This window comes from Pseudomonas sp. PDM09, assembly GCF_014852305.1.
GTDB lineage: Bacteria > Pseudomonadota > Gammaproteobacteria > Pseudomonadales > Pseudomonadaceae > Aquipseudomonas.
In genome coordinates, this window is record NZ_JACVBI010000009.1 from 47,994 (window position 1) to 67,243 (window position 19,250).

The window sequence follows — 19,250 nt, forward strand, 5'->3', positions numbered from 1 at the left end:
GCCATTAAATGAGCCCGCGCTGAATCAGGCCCTGATGAGCCGATAATGGGTCTTCGGCCAGGGACAAGTCAGTAATGGCAGCGGTTCTTGCGGATAACTCGGTGTGGTGGATGCACACCGTTGCCCCGGCAATCATTTTTGGGCAGCTGACGCCATTCAAAAGTTTCGTCAGATGCGCAAGATTCATGGCTTTGCTGGAATACAGCAGTACGCCGCGGGCTTGCAGGTGATCAACCGCCAGCGCAAGTTCGCCAGCGGGGAGCGGCCAGTCGAAGACTTCCACCGGACAATCGACGCTGCTGATCAGCCAGGCGGTGAGCCACAGATAAGGCTCCAGCGGCAGGTCCGAGTGATTGATCAGCAACAGTGGCGCGGTGCGCAACTGACGGTTGTTATGGTAGATCCTCGCGCCGAATTTGCTGCGCAACCAGGAATAAACAAACACCCGCTCCATTTGCGCGCCGAACTGGCCTTGCCAGCGCTGCTCCAGATCCGCCAGCAACGGCATCAACAATTTTTCACACAAGGTGCGTGGCGGATACAGCGCCATCGCCTGATTCACCGTGTCATCGAGGGTGCGTTCGGCCAGCTGAGTGACCGCTTGCAGCAGCGTCTGGCGCAGCACCAGCCAATCGTTTCCGATGGGGTCGGTAAGCCCCTGTGGCGTGTCGAGCAATTGTTTGACCTGGCTGACAGCCACGCCGCGATTGAGCCAGGTAAGGATCGTCAGGATCCGTTGTACGTGCTCGGCGCAGAACAGCCGGTGCCCCTTGGGCGTACGTTGAGGCACGATCAGCCCATAGCGCCGTTCCCAGGCGCGCAAGGTGACAGCATTGACTCCGGTCTGCCGGGCCACTTCACGAATGGGCAGCCACCCAGCGTCCAGGGCCTTCTTGAAGTCACTGCCAAGGTCTTCGCTGGCGCTGGTGTCCGGTGGATTTTTCATTAAATCGCGTTTCGCAGGCTGAGGTTTTCCGGGTGCGGTTGCAGGTAAACCTGTTGCGCAATGTACGGATCCGGGTATTGGCGAAAGTAGTGTTTGAGCAACATCAATGGCACCACCAGCGGCACGATGCCCCGGCGGTATTGGCCGATGACGTGCTGCACTTCCTGTTTGTCTTCACGGCTGAGGGCCTGTTTGAGATAACCGCTGAGGTGCTGCAGCACGTTAGTGTGGGTGCGGCGTGTGGCGCACTTTTTCAGGGCTGCCATCAGCTCGCTGAAGTAGCGCGGGCCGAGCACTTGCGGGTCGGTTTGTCGCATGTTGCCCAGCAAGTTGCCCAGGGTTTTGTATTGCACCGGGTTGTGGGCCATCAGCAGGTATTTGTAGCGCGAGTGAAAGTCAATGAGACCGCGTCGGGTCAGGCCTGTGTGCAGCAATTGCTGCCAGGCGCTGTAGGCGAACACGCGGGTGAGGAAGTTTTCCCGCAGCACCGGGTCGTTGAGGCGGCCGTCTTCTTCCACCGGTAAATCAGGATGCAATGAACAGAAGGCTTGGGCGTAGATACCACGGCTACCGCCGTCCACTGGCGCGCCGCTGGCGTGATAGACCTTGACCCGTTCCAGCCCGCAAGAAGGGGATTTCTGCATGAAGATATAGCCGCAGATGTCATCCAGCTCCAGCGCCATTTTTTGACCGTGCTCGGCCAGAGCTCGGGTGACGTTGATCTCAGGGTGGACGGTACCAACAGCCTCCGGGTGCTCGGGGTTGCCGACCAGGCGGATCGGTTCGCGAGGGATACCCAGGCCAATGGCGACTTCCGGGCACACCGGGACAAAATCGAAATACTCAGAGAGGATGCGGCTGCACAGAGGCGACGCCTTGTGCCCACCGTTGTAACGCACCTCGGCCCCCATCAGGCAAGCGCTGATGGCGATTTTGGGTTTCATGGCTGTAGGGGGCATCGGATCGCCTCGAATCCAGACCTGTACAGATTATTAGATCTGTACAACATGACTTCATCATAGATTCAAAGGTGTACAAGTTAAAGTTTTTGTATAAGTTTTTTGCGGTGCTGCTGCCCATGTCGACAGCAGCGATTCAATTCACTGCAGGTGTTCGTGCAGCCGGCGAGCTGCTTCCTGACCACTGAGCCAAGCGCCCTCGACACGGCCAGACAAGCACCAGTCACCGCACACATACAAGCCCAGATCGGCATCGGCCAACGCCCCCCATTCATGGCTGCTGGCCGGCCGGGCGTACAGCCAGCGGTGAGCGAGGCTGAAGGTCGGAGCAGGCATGGCGTCGTGCAGCAATTCGGCAAAGGCACCGTGCAATTGCTCAATCACGGCATCCTTGGGCAGGTCGATATGCTGCCGGCTCCAGGCACTGGTGGCATGCAGCACCCACGTATCGAGGGTGGTGTCGCGTCCCGGTTTGCTGCGGTTGCGCGCCAGCCAGTCCAGCGGACTGTCCTGCACGAAGCAGCCTTCAATGGCGGTTTCAAGTGGCGTGTCGAAAGCCAGGGCGACGGCCCAGGTGGGTTCCATTTTTACCCCGGCAGCGGCCCCGGCGAGTTTCGGCGCGGCCGCCAGCAGCGCGGTTGCCTGAGGGGCTGGCGTGGCGATCACAACATGACTGAACGGGCCATGGGTGAAGCCCTCGGCGTCTTGCAGATGCCAATGTTCTTCACCGCGATAGACCTCAGTGATGCGGCAAGCGAAATGCACTTCCAGATCACCGAGCAGGCCGCGCGTGATGGCACTCATGCGTGGCGTGCCGACCCAGCGTGTCTGTTCGTCCGGCGAAGGCCTGAGCTGGCCACCGTGAAAGGTATAGAGCTGCGGCGTCCATACGGCGACCCAGCCATTGGTTTGCCAGCGCTGGACTTCGGTGACGAAGCGGCGATCGCGAGCAGTGAAATATTGCGCGCCCATGTCCAGAGCACCCGCATCGCTGCGCTTGCTCGACATGCGTCCGCCACTGCCGCGGCTTTTATCGAAAAGCTGAACGACATGCCCGGCCTCCGTAAGGGCCTGGGCGGCTGAGAGTCCGGCGATGCCGGTGCCGATGATTGCGATAGGTACAGTCATAGGGGCCTCGTTTACCTGTCTGTACAGACTACGCCGTGGTTCAAACCTGTACAATATTGTTTTTTGGTATAACTTTTAGCGTTCTCGTTCTGGCAGCTTGGCCTATTGTTAAGCACAGAGCCTGCCCGATACCAAAGATCCCTGCTTATAAAAATAGACTAGTGATCCGGGTAAAACGCCACGCGAGGAAGATGTCATGCACATATTGCTGACCGGCGGTACTGGTTTGATAGGACGTCAACTCTGCCGACACTGGTTGAGCCAGGGACATCGCCTGACGGTCTGGAGTCGCACGCCTGCAAAAGTCGCCAAAGTCTGTGGCACTCAGGTTCGTGGAATCGCACGGCTTGAGGACCTGGGTCAAGAACCGTTGGATGCAATTATCAACCTTGCGGGGGCACCGATTGCCGATCGGCTCTGGACGCACAAACGCAAGACGTTGTTGTGGAGCAGCCGGATCACCCTGACCGAAACGCTACTTTCTTGGCTCGAAAGCCGCGAGCAGAAACCGCAGGTTTTGATTTCTGGCTCCGCGATCGGTTGGTACGGCGACGGTGGAGAGCGGGAGTTGACTGAAGAATCGCCACCGGTCATCGATGATTTCGCCAGCCAGTTGTGCGTCGCCTGGGAGGAAACCGCGCAACGCGCCGAAGCCTTGGGCATTCGCGTGATCCTCATTCGTACCGGGTTGGTGCTGTCCGCCGAGGGCGGCTTTTTGTCGCGGCTGTTGTTGCCGTTCAAACTGGGGCTGGGCGGGCCTCTGGGCAGTGGTCGGCAGTGGATGTCGTGGATTCATATCAAGGATCAAATCGCCCTGATTGATTTTCTTCTGCACCGCAATGAGGCCAGCGGTCCATATAATGCCTGCGCGCCCAAGCCGGTGCGCAATCGCGAATTCGCCCAAACGTTGGGTAGCGTGTTGAATCGTCCGGCGTTCATGCCGATGCCAACCCTCGTGTTGAAGGTGGGCCTGGGCGAGTTGTCATTGTTGCTGCTGGGTGGCCAGAAGGCCATGCCGGCTCGCTTGCTGGAAGCGGGCTTCACTTTCCAGTTCACTGATTTGCGCGCGGCGTTGGACGATCTGTCCAGCCGCCTTAAGAAATAGGACGTTGCATGACCGATCACGCGTTGCTTCTGGTCAACCTGGGTTCACCCGCTTCCACCTCGGTGGCGGATGTGCGCAGCTACCTCAATCAATTTCTGATGGACCCCTATGTGATCGACCTGCCGTGGCCGGTGCGGCGTTTGCTGGTGTCGTTGATTCTGATCAAACGCCCAGAGCAATCGGCCCACGCTTATGCGTCGATCTGGTGGGCGGACGGCTCGCCACTGGTGGTGCTCAGCCGTCGTCTGCAACGGGCCATGACTGCGCAATGGACCCACGGGCCGGTGGAGCTGGCGATGCGCTACGGCGAGCCATCCATTGAGTCGATGCTGGTTCGTCTGGCGGCTCAGGGGCACAAAAAAATCACCCTGGCACCGCTCTATCCGCAGTTCGCCGACAGCACCGTGACCACAGTGATCGAAGAAGCCAAGCGGGTGGTCCGGGAGAAGAAACTCGACGTGCAGTTCTCGATTCTCCAGCCGTTCTACGATCAGCCGGAATACCTCGATGCGTTGGTGGCCAGTGCCAAGCCTTATGTGCAACAGGACTACGATCACCTACTGCTGAGCTTTCATGGTTTGCCGGAACGGCACCTGACCAAGATCGACCCCACCGGTCATCATTGCTTTAAAAGCGAAAACTGCTGTCAGAAGGCTTCGCCGGAAGTATTAGCCACCTGCTACCGCGCCCAATGCCTGCGCACCGCTTCCGAGTTTGCCCGGCGCCTGGGCCTGCCGGACGGCAAGTGGTCGGTGTCGTTCCAGTCGCGTCTGGGGCGAGCCAAGTGGATCGAACCCTACACCGAAGCGCGCCTTGATGAGTTGGCCAAAAGTGGTGTGAAGAAAGTTCTGGTGATGTGCCCGGCGTTCGTTGCCGATTGCATCGAAACACTGGAAGAGATCGGTGATCGCGGGAAGGAGCAGTTCCGCGAAGCGGGAGGGGAGGAGTTGGTGCTGGTGCCGTGCCTCAATGATGATCCGCAGTGGGCCAAGGCGTTGAACGCATTGTGTGAGCGGGCGCCGTTGGCGCTTTAAAAGCATCGCGGGCAAGCCTCGCTCCTACAGGTATTGCGCTGACCTTGTAGGAGCGAGGCTTGCCCGCGAAGGCATTCTTGAGGCTGGCTTACAACAACGGCTCATCCGCCTTCTTGTGCTTCCAGCTGTCATGGCCCGGCAGCAACAGGTTCAGCGCAATCGCCACCACCGCGCACAGCGCGATGCCTTTGAGGCCGAAATCGTCCGGGCCAGTACCGGTGCCGATCAGCACCCCGCCAATCCCGAACACCAGCGTCACCGAGACAATCACCAGATTGCGTGCTTCGCCCAGGTCGATCTTGTGGCGAATCATGGTGTTCATGCCCACCGCAGCAATCGAACCGAACAACAGGCAGAGAATCCCGCCCATCACTGGCACCGGGATGCTTTGCAGCAGGGCGCCGAACTTGCCGATGAACGCCAGACTGATTGCGAAGATCGCCGCCCACGTCATGATTTTGGGGTTGTAGTTTTTGGTCAGCATCACCGCGCCAGTCACTTCGGCGTAGGTGGTGTTGGGCGGGCCGCCAAACAGACCGGCCGCGGTAGTGGCAATGCCATCACCGAGCAACGTGCGGTGCAGGCCGGGCTTCTTCAAATAATCGCGCCCCGTCACGCTACCCACGGCAATCACGCCGCCGATGTGCTCGATCGCCGGCGCCAGGGCTACCGGAACGATGAACAGAATCGCCTGCCAGTTGAATTCCGGCGCCGTGAACTGTGGAATCGCGAACCATGGTGCAGCGGCAATCTTCGCGGTATCAACCACGCCGAAATAGAACGCCATGGCAAAACCCACCAGCACGCCGGAGATGATCGGCACCAGGCGGAAAATGCCTTTGCCGAACACCGCGACGATCAGGGTGGTCAGCAGCGCCGGCATCGAGATCAACATCGCCGTCTGGTAAGGAATCAGCTCGGTGCCATCGCCAGCCTTGCCCATCGCCATGTTGGCGGCGATCGGCGCCATCGCCAGACCGATGGAGATGATTACCGGGCCAATCACCACCGGTGGCAGCAGGCGGTCGATGAACCCGGTGCCTTTGATCTTCACGGCAAGACCGAGGAAGGTGTAGACGAAACCCGCCGCCATCACACCGCCCATGGTCGCCGCCAGGCCAAACTGGCCCTTGGCGAGAATGATCGGCGTGATGAAGGCAAAGCTCGATGCCAGGAACACCGGCACCTGACGCCCGGTGACGATCTGGAACAGAATCGTCCCCAGGCCTGCGGTGAACAGCGCCACGTTCGGGTCGAGGCCGGTGATCAACGGCATCAACACCAGCGCGCCAAAGGCCACGAACAGCATCTGTGCACCCGACAGCACCGTGCGCCAGAGCGGATCGTTGAACGCTTGCTGCATGCTCAAGCGTCCTTCTGCTTGGTGCCGAAGATCTTGTCACCGGCATCGCCCAGGCCCGGGATGATGTAACCGTGTTCGTTGAGTTTTTCGTCAATGGAGGCGGTGTAGATCATCACGTCCGGGTGAGCTTTGCCTACAGCGGCGATGCCTTCAGGGGCAGCCACCAGGACCATCGCGCGGATGTCCTTGCAACCGGCCTTTTTCAGCAGGTCGATAGTGGCGACCATCGAGCCACCAGTGGCGAGCATCGGGTCGATGATCATCGCCAGACGCTCGTCGATTTCCGGCACCAGTTTCTCAAGGTAGGTGTGGGCTTCGAGGGTTTCCTCGTTGCGGGCCACGCCCACGGCGCTGACTTTGGCGCCCGGGATCAGGCTCAGCACGCCTTCGAGCATGCCGATACCGGCACGCAGGATCGGCACCACGGTAATTTTCTTGCCGGCGATTTTCTCGACCGACACCGTGCCGCACCAGCCTTCGATGTCGTAGCTTTCCAGCGGCAGGTCTTTGGTGGCTTCATAGGTCAGCAGGGCACCGACTTCCTGAGCGAGCTCACGGAAATTCTTCGTGCTAATGTCGGCGCGACGCATAAGGCCAAGTTTATGACGGATCAGCGGATGGCGGATCTCGAGGATGGGCATGGGAAAGGCTCCGGCGGCGGGCAAAAAACCGGCCTAGATTAATCTATCCGAGGGTGTTGTCCTATAGACATCCAGAACGTTAGTCCACAAACGCTTGATCTGGCCTCGCTTGATGCGTACCTTTGCCCGCTTTTCCGAACCCGTCCCTCCCCCTCACCCCCCTGGAGAGCGCCATGTCCGCTGATCTCGAGCATATCCGTCAAATCATGCGAGAGGCTGACTGCCTGTACACCGAAGCTGAAGTCGAGGCGGCCATCGCCCGCGTCGGTGCACAAATCAACGATCAGCTGGCTGAACGTAACCCGGTGGTGTTCTGCGTGATGAACGGCGGGCTGATTTTCTCCGGCAAGCTGCTGACGCATCTGAACTTCCCGCTGGAAGCGTCCTACCTGCACGCCACCCGTTATCGCAACGAAACCAGCGGCGGCGATCTGTTCTGGAAAGCCAAGCCGGAAGTCTCGTTCATCGACCGTGACGTGCTGATCATCGACGACATCCTCGACGAAGGTCACACACTGGGCGCGATCATCGACTTCTGCAAGCACGCTGGCGCCCGCGCCGTGCACACTGCCGTGCTGATCGACAAGGACCACGACCGTAAGGCTCGCCCGGACCTGAAAGCCGATTTCGTCGGCCTGCCGTGCATCGACCGTTACATCTTCGGTTACGGCATGGACTACAAAGGCTACTGGCGTAACGCCAACGGGATCTTTGCTGTTAAAGGCATGTAAGCAGGGTGAGTGTCTGGGGGCGATTGGCCGCCAGGCACGTTGAGGCTCGAATGCAAGGCCTCATACCTGGATGCGTGCGCAATTCGCTCGAATTGCGCGCTCAATTCAGCCCGGCGAGCCAATGTTCGCTTTTACGTCGAGCCTGTTCCAGATTATTCACGTAGGCCAACTGGCGCTGTTCCCGGTGGATGCCCGCGCGCCTGAGTTTCAGGCGCACCCGTGGAGCGGTCCCGACCAGAATCAGGCCGATACCATCGGTGCGGTAATCCCTGAGGATATTGTCGAAGGCCGCCAGTGCTGTCATGTCCAGCATGGGCACGGCACTCATCTCGACGATCACTACTTTGACCTCCGGGCTGAATTTACGTAGCACGCCCAGGGCTTTTTCCGCAGCGCCGAAAAACAGCGGCCCGCGTATCGCATAGCAACGAACATGCTCCGGCATATCCTGTAAGGCTTGATGGAACTCGCGAGGCAGTTCGGCGGTGTCCGTGAGGTCGCTCATGCGTTTGATGAACAACCCGGCGGCCAGCAGCAGGCCGACGGCGACGGCCAGCACCATGTCGAACAGCACCGTCAGGCTCAGGCAGGTCAGCAAGACCAGCACATCGCTGCGCGGTGCGATGCGCAAGGTGTGCATGACGTGCCGGGCTTCGCTCATGTTCCACGCCACCATCACCAGCAATGCCGCCAGCGCTGCCATGGGCAAATAGCTGAACAGCGGGGCGAGGACGAGTATCGCCAGCAGCACCACAGCACTGTGGATAATTGCCGCCAATGGCGAAAACGCCCCGCTGCGCACATTGGTGGCGCTGCGGGCAATCGCCGCGGTGGCGGTAATGCCGCCGAACAGCGGTGCGACCAGGTTCCCCAGGCCTTGACCCAGAAGTTCGGCGTTAGGGTCGTGTTTGCTGCCTGTCATGCCGTCGGCCACCACCGCGCACAACAATGATTCGATGGCACCGAGCATGGCGATGGCAAAGGCTGGCGCCATTAATTGGCGGATCAGGTCGTAAGACAGGTGCAGCGGCTGGCCGTAGGGCCCCGGCAGATTCCACGGCCAGTCGAAGCTCGGCAGAAACGGCGGTATGCCGGGGCGGCTGACGCCATCGACGATATAGCTGAAGCGCTCCCCCAGCGTCGCAACCGGTAACCCGCCGCTTTCCAGTGCCACCCCCAGCAATGCGCCGACGGCCAGCGCCACCAGATGCCCCGGAATCCTCGGCACAAAACGCGGCCAGACGATCAGGACTGCCAGGCACATAACACCGATGATCCCGTCCCCCAGGCGAGCGCTGGGTAACGCCTGGAGCAGCGCACCTAATTGCTCGATGTAATGTTCGGCATGCCCGGTGGTACTCAGGCCCAGCAAATCCTTTAATTGAAGGGTGGCAATGACAATGCCGATCCCGGCGGTAAAGCCCAAGGTCACTGGGTAAGGGATGTACTGAATCAGCCGTCCGGCCCGAATCAGCCCCAAGGCAATCAGGATTGCCCCGGCTAGCATGGTGCAGAGCAGCAGGCCACCCAGACCATATTGTTGGGTGATCGGCAGCAGTATCACCACGAATGCGGCTGTCGGCCCGCTGACGTTGAAGCGCGAGCCTCCCGTCAGGGCGATCAGGGGCGCGGCGATCAGCACCGTATACAGACCTTGCTGGGGCGCTACCCCCACCGCAATCGCCAGGGCCATGGCCAGAGGGATGGCGATAATCCCGACCGTCACCCCGGCGCTGATATCGCCGCGCAAACGTATGAGGCTGTAACCTGCGCGCCAAGTCTGACGCCAGGCGGCGAATAACGGGGGCATGGAGAATGACATGGGTACTCCACAACAGAGGGTGCACTGTCGAAATGGGGCTGAAAGCTCTCTCAGTATGCCCAGCCTTGTCTTCCACAGTATTGACCTGGATCGGTTATTCGCCGGGTAGATCCTCATGCTAGAGTGCTCGACCCCGCCCCCGGAGCCCGTCATGAGCCTTTTGATCCGCAGCTGCGTCGTCCTGTTGCTGACCCTCAGCCTGCCCCTGGCCGCAGCCCCGTCGCCAATGCATTCGCAGTTTTTGCCCCCGGACGACTTGACCCTGCGCGACGCCGAGCCTGAGCAGCAGCAACTGTTGCAAGTCACCGACTATTCGGTGGTGATCGGCAGTCAGCGCCAGTCCAACCAACAGCCGATCCCGGTCACATCGCCATTGCTGATCCGCCTCAAGGGCAAATCCTTGAACAAGGGCGCGACCATCAGCCAGGTGCTGGTCAACTTCGATGGCGAAAGCAAAAGCCTGAAGAAGCCGATCTACGACGAAAAAAGCAAAACCCTGACGCTCTTCTACCCAATGGCCCAATACCGGGTGGTGATCGATTTGTTGCGCAATGACACGGTGTATTGCCAGTTCCTCAGCTACGCCAACGGCCATATCTGGGCCGATCTGCACACTGGCAGCGTTCGTCCGCGTTGAGCCTTACGCCCGGGCAGGGGTAAACTGCCCGCCCCGTGAAATGTCTGCGAGCTGGAGTCGGCAATGCGTAAAGATAAGAAGCAAGTGATTGGTGACGAGATCGGCGATGCACAGATCAAGCTGTTCCTCGATTTTGAGCCGGTCGACGCCACTTCACCGTCGCTGCACAAACTGATCAAGGCTTACCGTGGCCTGCGCATCGATGACTTCGAGCGTTTTCTGACGTTCTTCGTTGAAGCTGGTCTGGACCTGGATGGCAAGGATGAGCACGGCAATGACTTCGTTGCCCTGATTCAGGATCAACGCAACGCGGCCGAATACATCGAGTTGATCGACAAGGCTCGCGGTTAAGATCAAAAGATCAGGATCAAAAGATCGCAGCCTCGCTTCGCTCGACAGCTCCTACAAATAGTTCGCTCATACCTGTAGGAGCTGTCGAGCGAAGCGAGGCTGCGATCTTTTCAGCGGCACAAAAAAACGCCCCGCCTTCAATGAGGACGGGGCGTTTTTTATGCGGCCGAATCAAGCGTAGCTTTCGGTCTCGTTACTGGCTTCAACCAGTTCCAGCGCGACGTTGTTGTGCGCATTGATCTTGCGATACAGCGCAGCGTCGGTTTCCAGGACTTTTTCCCGAGCCGGGAAGATTTCCGCCAGCTTGGCAGCCCATTCACCGGAGGCTTTGTTCGGGAAGCATTTTTCGATCAGCTCAAGCATGATCGAAACAGTCACCGAAGCGCCTGGGGACGCGCCGAGGAGGGCCGCAAGCGAACCGTCCTTGGCTGCGACCAGTTCGGTACCGAACTGCAGAACGCCGCCTTTCTTCGGGTCTTTCTTGATGATCTGCACCCGTTGACCGGCCACTTCCAGGCGCCAGTCTTCGGCTTTCGCTTCAGGGTAGAAACGACGCAGGGATTCCAGGCGCTGTTCCATCGACTGCATCACTTCGCTGACCAGGTACTTGGTCAGGTCCATGTTGTTTTTGGCCACGGCCAGCATCGGGCCGATGTTGCCGGCGCGAACCGACATCGGCAGGTCCATGAAGGAGCCGTGCTTGAGGAACTTGGTGGTGAAGCCGGCGTAAGGTCCGAACAGCAGGGACTTCTTGCCGTCGACCACGCGAGTGTCCAGGTGCGGCACGGACATCGGTGGCGAACCCACGGCGGCCTGGCTGTAGACCTTGGCCTGGTGGTGCTTGACCACTTCCGGATTGTCGCAACGCAGCCACTGGCCGCTGATCGGGAAGCCGCCGAAGCCTTTGCTTTCTTCGATGCCCGAAGCTTGCAACAGAGGCAGTGCCGCACCGCCAGCGCCGAGGAACACGAACTTGGCGTCAACGTCACGGCTGTTGCCGGTATTGACGTCCTTGATGCTGACGGTCCAGCCGCCATTGTTGCGCTTCAGGCCGGTGACGCGCTTGCAGTACTTGACCTGGGCATCGGGTGCGCTGGTCAGGTGCGTGAGCAATTGGTTGGTCAAGGCGCCGAAGTTGACGTCGGTACCGTTCATCACGCGGGTGGCGGCGAGGACTTCGTCAGGCGCGCGGCCCGGCATCATCAACGGCATCCACTCGGCCATTTTGGCCTTGTCTTCGGTGTATTCCATGTCCGAGAAGGCGTGATGTTTGCTCAGCGTCTTGAAACGTTCCTTGAGGAAGGAGACGCCGTCGTCGCCCTGCACGAAGCTCAGGTGCGGCACCGGGCTGATGAACGACTTGCACGAGCCGAACGTGCCTTTCTTGGTCAGGTAGGACCAGAACTGCTTCGACACCTCGAACTGGGTGTTGATATGCACGGCTTTCTTGATGTCGACGGTGCCGTCGGCGGCCTGCGGCGTGTAGTTCAGCTCACACAGCCCGGCGTGACCGGTACCGGCGTTGTTCCACGGATTGGAACTCTCCGCGGCACCGGAATCCATCAGCTCGACGACTTCCAGCTTGATCGCGGGGTCGAGCTCTTTGAGCAGTACCGCAAGGGTGGCACTCATGATGCCGGCCCCAACCAGTACTACGTCGACTGCTTCGTTATGCGCCATTTAACGCGTCTCCAAAATCTGCAGCACCAAATTGTCGGCATAGCTGCCAGGCGTTCCGGGGCGATGTCAGTGATGCCCCAGGTACCCATGGCCAGGATCGCCATGTCCGAATCTTCGCAATTTTTTGCAACTTCGACGGATGCATGCGGCCTGGCTTCAAGAGTCACATGAACTCATTTCGGCACGCGGCTGGCAATTCGACTTATGGTCGAGACATCCGTTTGTGCAACCAAATCCGTAGCGGACAGGCTTCAGGCTCCGGTGTTCGAGGAATACTCGGTCCTGTGTCGTTGGGCTGTTGTAGACGCTAATGGTGCATGTTCAGACGCAAAACTATTCATTTGCTCGCCACACTCTTGTGAAGTTGTGAAAACCCGTTTTTTTCACGCTCTTTTGAAGACGTGAACCTCAAAAAAGGGCTGTCCCAGCCTGGCACCGTGCCCGGATGGATTGCCGCCATGGGATACATGACAGGCAAAACGGGCAAACAGCTCAGTAACCGAGCGTAATGACAGCTCTGCAGATTCGCGAAAAGTGGTGTTTTTGCTTAGGGAACAGCAAGCGCGCCAGCTTCACTCGATCTGTGTGGGCGGCTCTCTGTGGGCGGTGCGGGGGTGTCAATACCGAGGCATTGACGATGCTGCGAGGCCCGATCAGGAGACGTCCTTATAATCGGGGGGAGATTGTATCTAAGAAACGCAGGGAAATGGTCGTGTTTAATGACTTTTATTAGGCGTCCGGTCAGGTGGTCAACAGTTGTTGTGCACGCGCACGTGGCTGGCGCTGGCTGACACGGGCGCTGGCGGGCAGGGGATGGTGCAGCCAGTTGAGGCGGATTTCTTCGATTTCGACCCAGCCATCGCCCATGGGCTGCAGGCTGCACTGTTTGAATGCCTGGCAGCGGCCATCGCGGTCGAGCAGGGCAAAACAGCGATGCAGTGGACGTGGCGCGAACATTGAGATAAGAAAACGCATGGCAAAGTACCTTGTGGGGTGACTGCCGTGAAGGTTGCCAGTGAGCCATGACGTGCATGTGTAAGGTCGGTGACAGATGTGTGACAGGAACCGCGCTGCGCCGTGTTTGTCAGAGATTTCAGTAATCGTTGTGCGAAGCTAGTTCGCCGCAGTGGCGCACCGCTATACTGCGGGCCTGTTTGTGCCTGATTCTGGAGAGAAGAGCATGTTGCAACGCCTGTTGTTCGGTTTGATCACTGTGACCAGTTTGACCCTTGTCGGCTGCGCCCACAGCCCGCAACAACTGAACCCGGAACCCAAGCTGACAGCTCAGCTGGCGCCGGTCGGCCGTGGTCAGCCGGTGGTGGTGCGTGTGGTGGATGGTCGTCCATCGCCAACCTTGGGAACTCGTGGCGGCCTGTATCCGGAGACCAGTGCGATCACCGTGCAGGGCGCGCAGATTCTGCCGAAGCTACAGGCTCAGGCTGAAGCGGCCGTGCGCTTGCTGGGCTTTACCCCGACGGCCAATGCGCTGAATGCACCGCAATTGACCGTAACCCTGGCCGAGCTGAAGTATCAGTCGCCCAAGGAAGGCCTGTATGTGACTGAAGCAACGATTGGCGCGACGTTCCGTTCGGATGTGCAGAATGCCAACCGCCGTTACAGCGGTCGCTATGGTGCGTCGCTGGATCAGCGTTTTGGCATGGCGCCGAATCAGGAAACCAATACCAAGCTGGTCAGTGATGTATTGAGTGATGCGTTGACCCGCTTGTTCAAGGATCCGACGATTGGTCAGGTGCTTGCCGAGTAACGATTTGCGGCTTGTTTAAAGAACCCGGTGTCAGTGATGGCGCCGGGTTTTTTTATGCTCGTAGATCCATTGTGGGAGCGGGCTTGCTCGCGAAGGCGGTGTGTCAGGTGACTGAAATGTTGAATGCAAGAAAGCCTTCGCGAGCAAGCCCGCTCCCACAGGGGGATCAGCTGTGTGGCGCGGGTTTTGGTACGCCCATGTTGTCCAGCATCCGGTTCACCGCCAGTTCTGCCAGCATGACGATCTGTTGAATCGCCATCGCCGTGTGCCGGTGCGGCCCTTCCAGATACCCCGCAAAATCACCCGCCATTACACTGGCCTGGGCCAACGATTCACAGGTGTGGGCCAACAGGTCTTCGTCTTTGATATCCGGCGCAACCATATACATCGTGCTCGGCTTGCGGGCCACGGGGGATTTGAGGGCGGATGGGTTGAGGTAGTGATCGAGGGCGCGGTTAGCGGCATCGTGGAGTTTTTTAGAATCGAGGGATTCGTAGGGGGAAGTGCTGTCCGCTTCGGGCGGATTTGGTGTCGGCTTGAACATGGCAAAGATCCTTAAAACGAGTGGAGCTGCCATTTTTCGTTTTCCAGACGAGAGGGTGGCAGCTGTACGCGGACTGGAAAAACCGGTAAAGGATCAAACCCGGCAGACCCGAAGGTCTCCCACGTACAGCCGCCATAACTGTGGAGCTACAAAAGCGCCGCATTATGTCATTTGCTGTGATCCTATACTTCGGGTTTTCCAGACCCGGTCGCTGAATTGCCAGCGACCCCCAAAGCCTATCCACCCCATTTCCGAGCGACAACCTTCAAAACCTGTCGGAATCTTCCGTTCCAATCACTGCGTTTGTAGGACGCTCAAGCCGCCTGCGAATAAAAATCCAGAACACTCACCCCCGTCAGCAAATCCGTTTCCGGCAAATCCGCATGTTGATGCCCACCCAGCGCGCAATACACCAGCCAATGCCGGTCCTGAACGTTGAAGGCGAGGCTGCCGACTAAGGTTTGTTGTTCGTCGCTTTGGGCAATGAGGTAGAGGCGGTCCTGGTTTTCGGCGTGGAGCATGACGGGGTCCGTGTCGGTTTCGAGGGGCGACAGACTGGCGGATTCAGATGACGGCGCCGTGACACAGGACAGCAATCGGCTAAATGGTTTCGTTATTTGTCGGAAAGCCGGGGCAGGTCGGAGCGCTTTCGGTAGAATCCGCGCCGTGGTCGTCGGTCCGGCGTCTGCTACACCGGTTTGCCTGAGGTTTGTGATGTCGTTGCATTTGATTTCGCTCTTTACCGCTCATCCCGCCAAATTGATCAATTTGCTGGCCTTGCTGTTCGCCTTCCCGGGCAGTTGGTTGCTGCACGCCACCCGTCGTCGCGAACAGCGCGCCATGGCCAGCATCGAGGCGCAGCGCCAAAGTCGTCCCAGTGAAGAGCCAACACTGGATTGGGCGACCCTGCGCATGAACCGTTTTTTCTACCGCTTCGGTTTCGCCTGCCTCGGGATGGCGTTGCTGGTGTCGTGGATCAGTACTCGCGTCTGAAAATCAAAAGATCGCAGCCTGCGGCAGCTCCTACGGGGGATTGCGCATACATGTGGGATATCGGGTGTACTCGTTCAATGTAGGAGCTGCCGAAGGCTGCGATCTTTTGATCTTGCATAAAGAAACGGCGCCCGAAGGCGCCGTTGTCATTTCCAGCCATTGCCTTACAGCGGCAACCCGGCCTTGACCCGATACTGATTGCGCACCGGCGTCGCATATTGCAGCACCAGAAACGGACGATGCTCCTCAGGGCAAGCCTCCAGCCGGCGCTGCCATTCTTCCTGGGCCTTGGCCAGTTCGTCAGCCGCAAACACCTCGGCCGCTTTCGGCACCTGTAGTTGCGGGTCGGCGTCTTTCCACTGCGCATAGGCCAGGTAGTGCACCGGGAACAACCGATAACCACTGAGGATTTGCTTGTCCATTTCGATCGCCAATTGCTTGGTATCTTCGAACAATTCGGTGATCGGCGCGGCGAAGTTCACATGGACCCGGCCTTTGTAACCGGTGATGCCTTTGGCGATGCTCACGTCATCCTCGCCCGGCACCTTGGTGTAGCTGCCGGTGGTGGCGCGGATGTACAGCTCGCGCGCCTTGGCCTGGTCGCACGGGTCGTATTCGTAGCTGATCGACACCGGGGTGAGGTTCAGCGAGCGGATGACTTCGCCGAACGGCTCGTCCTTGCGGCTCATGTGGAACATCTTGAGGATCGCCGACTCGGTGCGGTCGTCGCCGTCCTTGGCCCGGCCTTCAGCCTGGGCGATCCAGATCGAGGCGCAGTCGTTACGGATCGAGTGGTTGATGTACGCCGACAACAGCTGATACGCCGCCATTTTTTCCCGGCGACCAGTGATCGAACGGTGCACGATGAAGCTCTTGTTCAGGCGCATCAAATCGCTGACAAAAGGCTTTTGCAGCAGGTTGTCGCCAATGGCAATGCGTGGGGTCGGCAGGCCGGCGTGGTACACGGCGTAGTTGACGAAGGCCGGGTCCATCACGATGTCGCGGTGGTTGGCGATGAACAGGTAGGCGCTGCCGGATTTGAATTGCTCAACACCGGTGTAGGTCACCCCGTCCGTGGCGCGCTCGATGGTGTGGTCGACGTAAAACTCGACTTTGTCCTGCAAGGTGGCCACCGACGTAACGCCGGCGAACTCACGGCGCAGCCGATGCGCTATAAGAGGTTTGAGCATCCAGCCGAAGGCGCCGGCATAGCGCGGGAAGCGGAAGTGGATGAGGATATCTAGAAACGCCTTGTCGCCGAGCAGCCGGTTCAGCACTGCCGGGACTTCACTGTCGTCGTAAGGTCGGATGGCATCGAATTCGCCCATCATGCTCTCTTGTTAGAAACGGCTAGGGTAAGTAAAGGTTTTGATCGAAAACCAACGGGGCACGGTCTGAAAAGTTAGCCAGACGAAAATAGCCCTGCAAATAGACCGGCGATTATACGCACAAGTCACCTGGGAGACCGCGATGCTGGAAACCGAGCGCTATGAATGCCCGTATTGCGGTGAAGAGTGTGAGGCTGTTCTGGACTTGTCCGGCGGCGATCAGACCTATATCGAAGATTGTCCTGTGTGTTGCCGTCCCATTACTTTTGTGTTGCAGACTGACGGTCATGAATGGTTGCTCGAAGTTCACAGTGAAAACGAGTGAGGGTCTATGCAGCGCATCTACGAACCGGAAAACCTGATGGAAGGCGAATTGCTGCAAGGCATGCTCGCCAGCGAGGGTATCGAGGCGCATCTGGTGGGCCGGGATTTGATCGGCGGCACCGGGGAATTGCCGATATTCGGCCTGCTGGGCTTATCGGTCGATAACGATCAGGCCGAATACGCCCGGGAGCTGATCACCGCGTACAATGCCGCGCTGCCGCTGTCCGGCGATGAACCGGAGAGTTTTCCCGGCACGCTGGTCTGTTAGGCTGACGTTCGTTTGATCAAGAGTCGTATTGCCCCATGTGTGGACGTTATGCCCTGTTTCGCTGGAACCCCGCCTTCGCGGCTCTGCCCGGATTCCCCGCCGATCAGCAGGCCCAGTGGAATATCTCCCCCAACGATTCGGTGTTGATGCTGCGTGCCGGCGCAGACGGGCAACGTGAGTTGGCCCGCGCTCGCTGGGGCCTGACGCCGCCGTGGCTGACCGACCTGTCCCGCACCCCGGCCCATGCCCGCGCCGAAACCGTTGCCGAACAGCCGATGTTTCGCGAAGCGTTGCGCTTGCGTCGTTGCCTGCTACCGGCCAATGGTTTCTATGAATGGCGCGGCACCACGCGCAAACGTCCGTATTGGCTGACCCCGGGGGAGGGTTCGGCGCTGTTCTTCGCGGCGATCTGGGAGGCGTATCCGGTGCAGGAGCAGGTGTGGTTGAGTACGGCGGTGATCACCCAGCCGGCTTCGAGTCAGCGTCGACCGTTGATTCTCGATGCGGCGGGGCAGCAAGCCTGGCTCAACCCCGAAACGCCGTTGCATGCCTTGCAGGCCTTGCTGGCCAGTGAGCCCGCGGCGTTGCGCGAGCGGGTGCTGGCAAATCTGGTGAATGATCCGAAGCTTAATGGGCCGGAGTGTTTGACTCCGGGTTGATGAGTTGTCTGTGCTGACGCCTTCGCGAGCAAGCCCGCTCCCACAGGGGATTTTCTGTGGACACATTATTTGTGAACACTGAAGATCAAATGTGAGAGCGGGCTTGCTCGCGAAGGGGGCCCTTTGATCAAACCTTGAACTGATTGATCAACCGCCGCTGCTGTTCCGCCAACTTGGTCAAATCCGCACTGGCCGCACTCGATTCATCCGCTCCGCCGGCCACTTCATTGGCCACTTGCCCGATATTGATCACGTTACGGTTGATGTCGTCCGCCACCGCGCTCTGTTCCTCGGCGGCGCTGGCGATCTGGGTGTTCATGTCGTTGATCACCGACACTGCCTGCGTAATGGTTTCCAGCGCCTCGGCCGCTTTCGCCGCGTGTTGCACACTTTCGTCGGTGCGGTTCTGGCTGTCTTCCATGACCCGCACCACATCGCGGGTGCCTTGCTGCAGATGCTGGATCATGGTCTGGATTTCTTCAGTGGCCTTCTGGGTTTTCTGCGCCAGGTTGCGCACTTCATCGGCCACCACTGCAAAACCTCGGCCCTGCTCACCGGCACGGGCGGCTTCGATAGCCGCGTTCAAGGCCAGCAGGTTGGTCTGCTCGGCAATACCGCGAATGGCCGTCAGGATCGCGTTGATGTTTTCGCTGTCCTTGGCCAGGGTCTGCACCACGCCGACAGCCTTGCCGATTTCCACCGCTAAAACGCCAATTGAATTCGACGTATCCCGGACGATTTGCATGCCTTGCGCCGCTGCCTGATCCGCATGGCTGGCGGCTTGCGCGGCCTGGGTCGCATTGCGCGCGACATCCTGGGCGGTGGCGGTCATTTCATGCACGGCGGTCGCGACCTGATCGATCTCGGCCATTTGTTTGTGCACGCCGATGTTGGTGCGGATGGCGATGTCGGCGGTGTGTTCCGAGGAGTCACTGACGCTCTGCACCGACGTCACCACTTGCGTGATCATCG

General features: G+C 59.2%; 22 protein-coding genes. 10 read left to right on the plus strand and 12 right to left on the minus strand.

The window, feature by feature from the left end; genetic code table 11:
* Positions 1-4 precede the first annotated feature (4 nt).
* From IB250_RS21105 to IB250_RS21115, 3 genes are all read right to left on the minus strand, one after another.
* Positions 5-946 carry a MerR family transcriptional regulator gene (locus tag IB250_RS21105; RefSeq protein WP_192345472.1) on the minus strand — a complete coding sequence of 314 codons (942 nt, stop codon included), beginning with the start codon at positions 944-946 and terminating at the stop codon, positions 5-7.
* A complete protein-coding gene (locus IB250_RS21110; RefSeq protein ID WP_192345473.1) occupies positions 946-1,905 on the minus strand; it encodes a YbgA family protein in 960 nt (319 codons plus the stop codon). The genes IB250_RS21105 and IB250_RS21110 overlap by 1 nt, the downstream gene beginning before the upstream one ends.
* A gap of 141 nt (positions 1,906-2,046) precedes the next feature.
* Positions 2,047-3,033, minus strand: a complete 987-nt coding sequence (locus tag IB250_RS21115; RefSeq protein WP_192345474.1) for an NAD(P)/FAD-dependent oxidoreductase — start codon at positions 3,031-3,033, stop codon at positions 2,047-2,049.
* 196 nt (positions 3,034-3,229) lie between these two features.
* Between IB250_RS21115 and IB250_RS21120 the strand changes: the two genes are divergently transcribed.
* Complete coding sequence (locus IB250_RS21120; RefSeq protein ID WP_192345475.1) at positions 3,230-4,138, plus strand: TIGR01777 family oxidoreductase; 909 nt, start codon at positions 3,230-3,232, stop codon at positions 4,136-4,138.
* A gap of 8 nt (positions 4,139-4,146) precedes the next feature.
* Positions 4,147-5,172, plus strand: coding sequence for a ferrochelatase (gene hemH, locus IB250_RS21125; protein WP_192345476.1), 1,026 nt, complete (start codon positions 4,147-4,149; stop codon positions 5,170-5,172).
* Between the two features lie 88 nt (positions 5,173-5,260).
* Here the strand turns inward: hemH and IB250_RS21130 are convergent, their stop codons facing one another.
* Both IB250_RS21130 and upp read right to left on the minus strand, forming a co-directional pair.
* Positions 5,261-6,535, minus strand: a complete 1,275-nt coding sequence (locus tag IB250_RS21130; protein ID WP_192345477.1) for a uracil-xanthine permease family protein — start codon at positions 6,533-6,535, stop codon at positions 5,261-5,263.
* A 2-nt stretch (positions 6,536-6,537) separates the two neighbouring features.
* The gene (gene upp / locus IB250_RS21135) at positions 6,538-7,176 is read right to left on the minus strand and encodes a uracil phosphoribosyltransferase (RefSeq protein WP_007905839.1); all 639 of its coding nucleotides are present in this window, start codon (positions 7,174-7,176) and stop codon (positions 6,538-6,540) included.
* Positions 7,177-7,349: 173 nt separating this feature from the next.
* Between upp and IB250_RS21140 the strand changes: the two genes are divergently transcribed.
* A complete protein-coding gene (locus tag IB250_RS21140) occupies positions 7,350-7,907 on the plus strand; it encodes a hypoxanthine-guanine phosphoribosyltransferase (RefSeq protein WP_052965782.1) in 558 nt (185 codons plus the stop codon).
* Between the two features lie 100 nt (positions 7,908-8,007).
* On the opposite strand, the gene dauA is transcribed toward IB250_RS21140, so the two are convergent.
* Entirely contained in the window at positions 8,008-9,729 is a 1,722-nt protein-coding gene (gene dauA / locus IB250_RS21145) for a C4-dicarboxylic acid transporter DauA (RefSeq protein ID WP_192345478.1), read from the minus strand.
* A gap of 151 nt (positions 9,730-9,880) precedes the next feature.
* Here dauA and IB250_RS21150 point away from each other — a divergent pair, with 151 nt between their 5' ends.
* Both IB250_RS21150 and IB250_RS21155 read left to right on the plus strand, forming a co-directional pair.
* Positions 9,881-10,366, plus strand: a complete 486-nt coding sequence (locus IB250_RS21150; RefSeq protein WP_192345479.1) for a hypothetical protein — start codon at positions 9,881-9,883, stop codon at positions 10,364-10,366.
* Between the two features lie 63 nt (positions 10,367-10,429).
* The gene (locus tag IB250_RS21155) at positions 10,430-10,717 is read left to right on the plus strand and encodes a PA4642 family protein (RefSeq protein WP_192345480.1); all 288 of its coding nucleotides are present in this window, start codon (positions 10,430-10,432) and stop codon (positions 10,715-10,717) included.
* A gap of 171 nt (positions 10,718-10,888) precedes the next feature.
* On the opposite strand, the gene mqo is transcribed toward IB250_RS21155, so the two are convergent.
* Together mqo and IB250_RS21165 are read right to left on the minus strand one after the other, a co-directional pair.
* On the minus strand, positions 10,889-12,397 hold the full coding sequence (gene mqo / locus IB250_RS21160; protein ID WP_192345481.1) for a malate dehydrogenase (quinone): 1,509 nt from the start codon (positions 12,395-12,397) through the stop codon (positions 10,889-10,891).
* 741 nt (positions 12,398-13,138) lie between these two features.
* The gene (locus IB250_RS21165; RefSeq protein WP_008012002.1) at positions 13,139-13,372 is read right to left on the minus strand and encodes a hypothetical protein; all 234 of its coding nucleotides are present in this window, start codon (positions 13,370-13,372) and stop codon (positions 13,139-13,141) included.
* 205 nt (positions 13,373-13,577) lie between these two features.
* Here IB250_RS21165 and IB250_RS21170 point away from each other — a divergent pair, with 205 nt between their 5' ends.
* A complete protein-coding gene (locus tag IB250_RS21170; protein WP_007905851.1) occupies positions 13,578-14,162 on the plus strand; it encodes a YajG family lipoprotein in 585 nt (194 codons plus the stop codon).
* A 166-nt stretch (positions 14,163-14,328) separates the two neighbouring features.
* Here the strand turns inward: IB250_RS21170 and IB250_RS21175 are convergent, their stop codons facing one another.
* Together IB250_RS21175 and IB250_RS21180 are read right to left on the minus strand one after the other, a co-directional pair.
* A complete protein-coding gene (locus IB250_RS21175; protein ID WP_192345482.1) occupies positions 14,329-14,706 on the minus strand; it encodes a DUF6124 family protein in 378 nt (125 codons plus the stop codon).
* 314 nt (positions 14,707-15,020) lie between these two features.
* Positions 15,021-15,227: a hypothetical protein gene (locus tag IB250_RS21180; RefSeq protein WP_018929592.1), complete on the minus strand. Its 207-nt coding sequence runs from the start codon at positions 15,225-15,227 to the stop codon at positions 15,021-15,023.
* A gap of 193 nt (positions 15,228-15,420) precedes the next feature.
* On the opposite strand from IB250_RS21180, the gene IB250_RS21185 reads away from it, so the two are divergent.
* Complete coding sequence (locus tag IB250_RS21185; protein WP_008014178.1) at positions 15,421-15,699, plus strand: hypothetical protein; 279 nt, start codon at positions 15,421-15,423, stop codon at positions 15,697-15,699.
* 164 nt (positions 15,700-15,863) lie between these two features.
* On the opposite strand, the gene IB250_RS21190 is transcribed toward IB250_RS21185, so the two are convergent.
* Positions 15,864-17,027 (minus strand): 1-acyl-sn-glycerol-3-phosphate acyltransferase, encoded by a 1,164-nt coding sequence (locus IB250_RS21190; protein ID WP_192345483.1) that lies wholly within the window; start codon positions 17,025-17,027, stop codon positions 15,864-15,866.
* A gap of 142 nt (positions 17,028-17,169) precedes the next feature.
* Here IB250_RS21190 and IB250_RS21195 point away from each other — a divergent pair, with 142 nt between their 5' ends.
* The 3 genes from IB250_RS21195 to IB250_RS21205 are packed head-to-tail and all read left to right on the plus strand — an operon-like array spanning position 17,170 to position 18,278.
* Positions 17,170-17,352: a CPXCG motif-containing cysteine-rich protein gene (locus IB250_RS21195; protein WP_123359205.1), complete on the plus strand. Its 183-nt coding sequence runs from the start codon at positions 17,170-17,172 to the stop codon at positions 17,350-17,352.
* A gap of 6 nt (positions 17,353-17,358) precedes the next feature.
* Positions 17,359-17,619: a putative signal transducing protein gene (locus IB250_RS21200; protein WP_192345484.1), complete on the plus strand. Its 261-nt coding sequence runs from the start codon at positions 17,359-17,361 to the stop codon at positions 17,617-17,619.
* Between the two features lie 35 nt (positions 17,620-17,654).
* Entirely contained in the window at positions 17,655-18,278 is a 624-nt protein-coding gene (locus tag IB250_RS21205; RefSeq protein WP_192345485.1) for an SOS response-associated peptidase, read from the plus strand.
* A gap of 127 nt (positions 18,279-18,405) precedes the next feature.
* Here the strand turns inward: IB250_RS21205 and IB250_RS29085 are convergent, their stop codons facing one another.
* Positions 18,406-19,248 carry a methyl-accepting chemotaxis protein gene (locus IB250_RS29085; RefSeq protein WP_390176107.1) on the minus strand — a complete coding sequence of 281 codons (843 nt, stop codon included), beginning with the start codon at positions 19,246-19,248 and terminating at the stop codon, positions 18,406-18,408.
* Positions 19,249-19,250 lie beyond the last annotated feature (2 nt).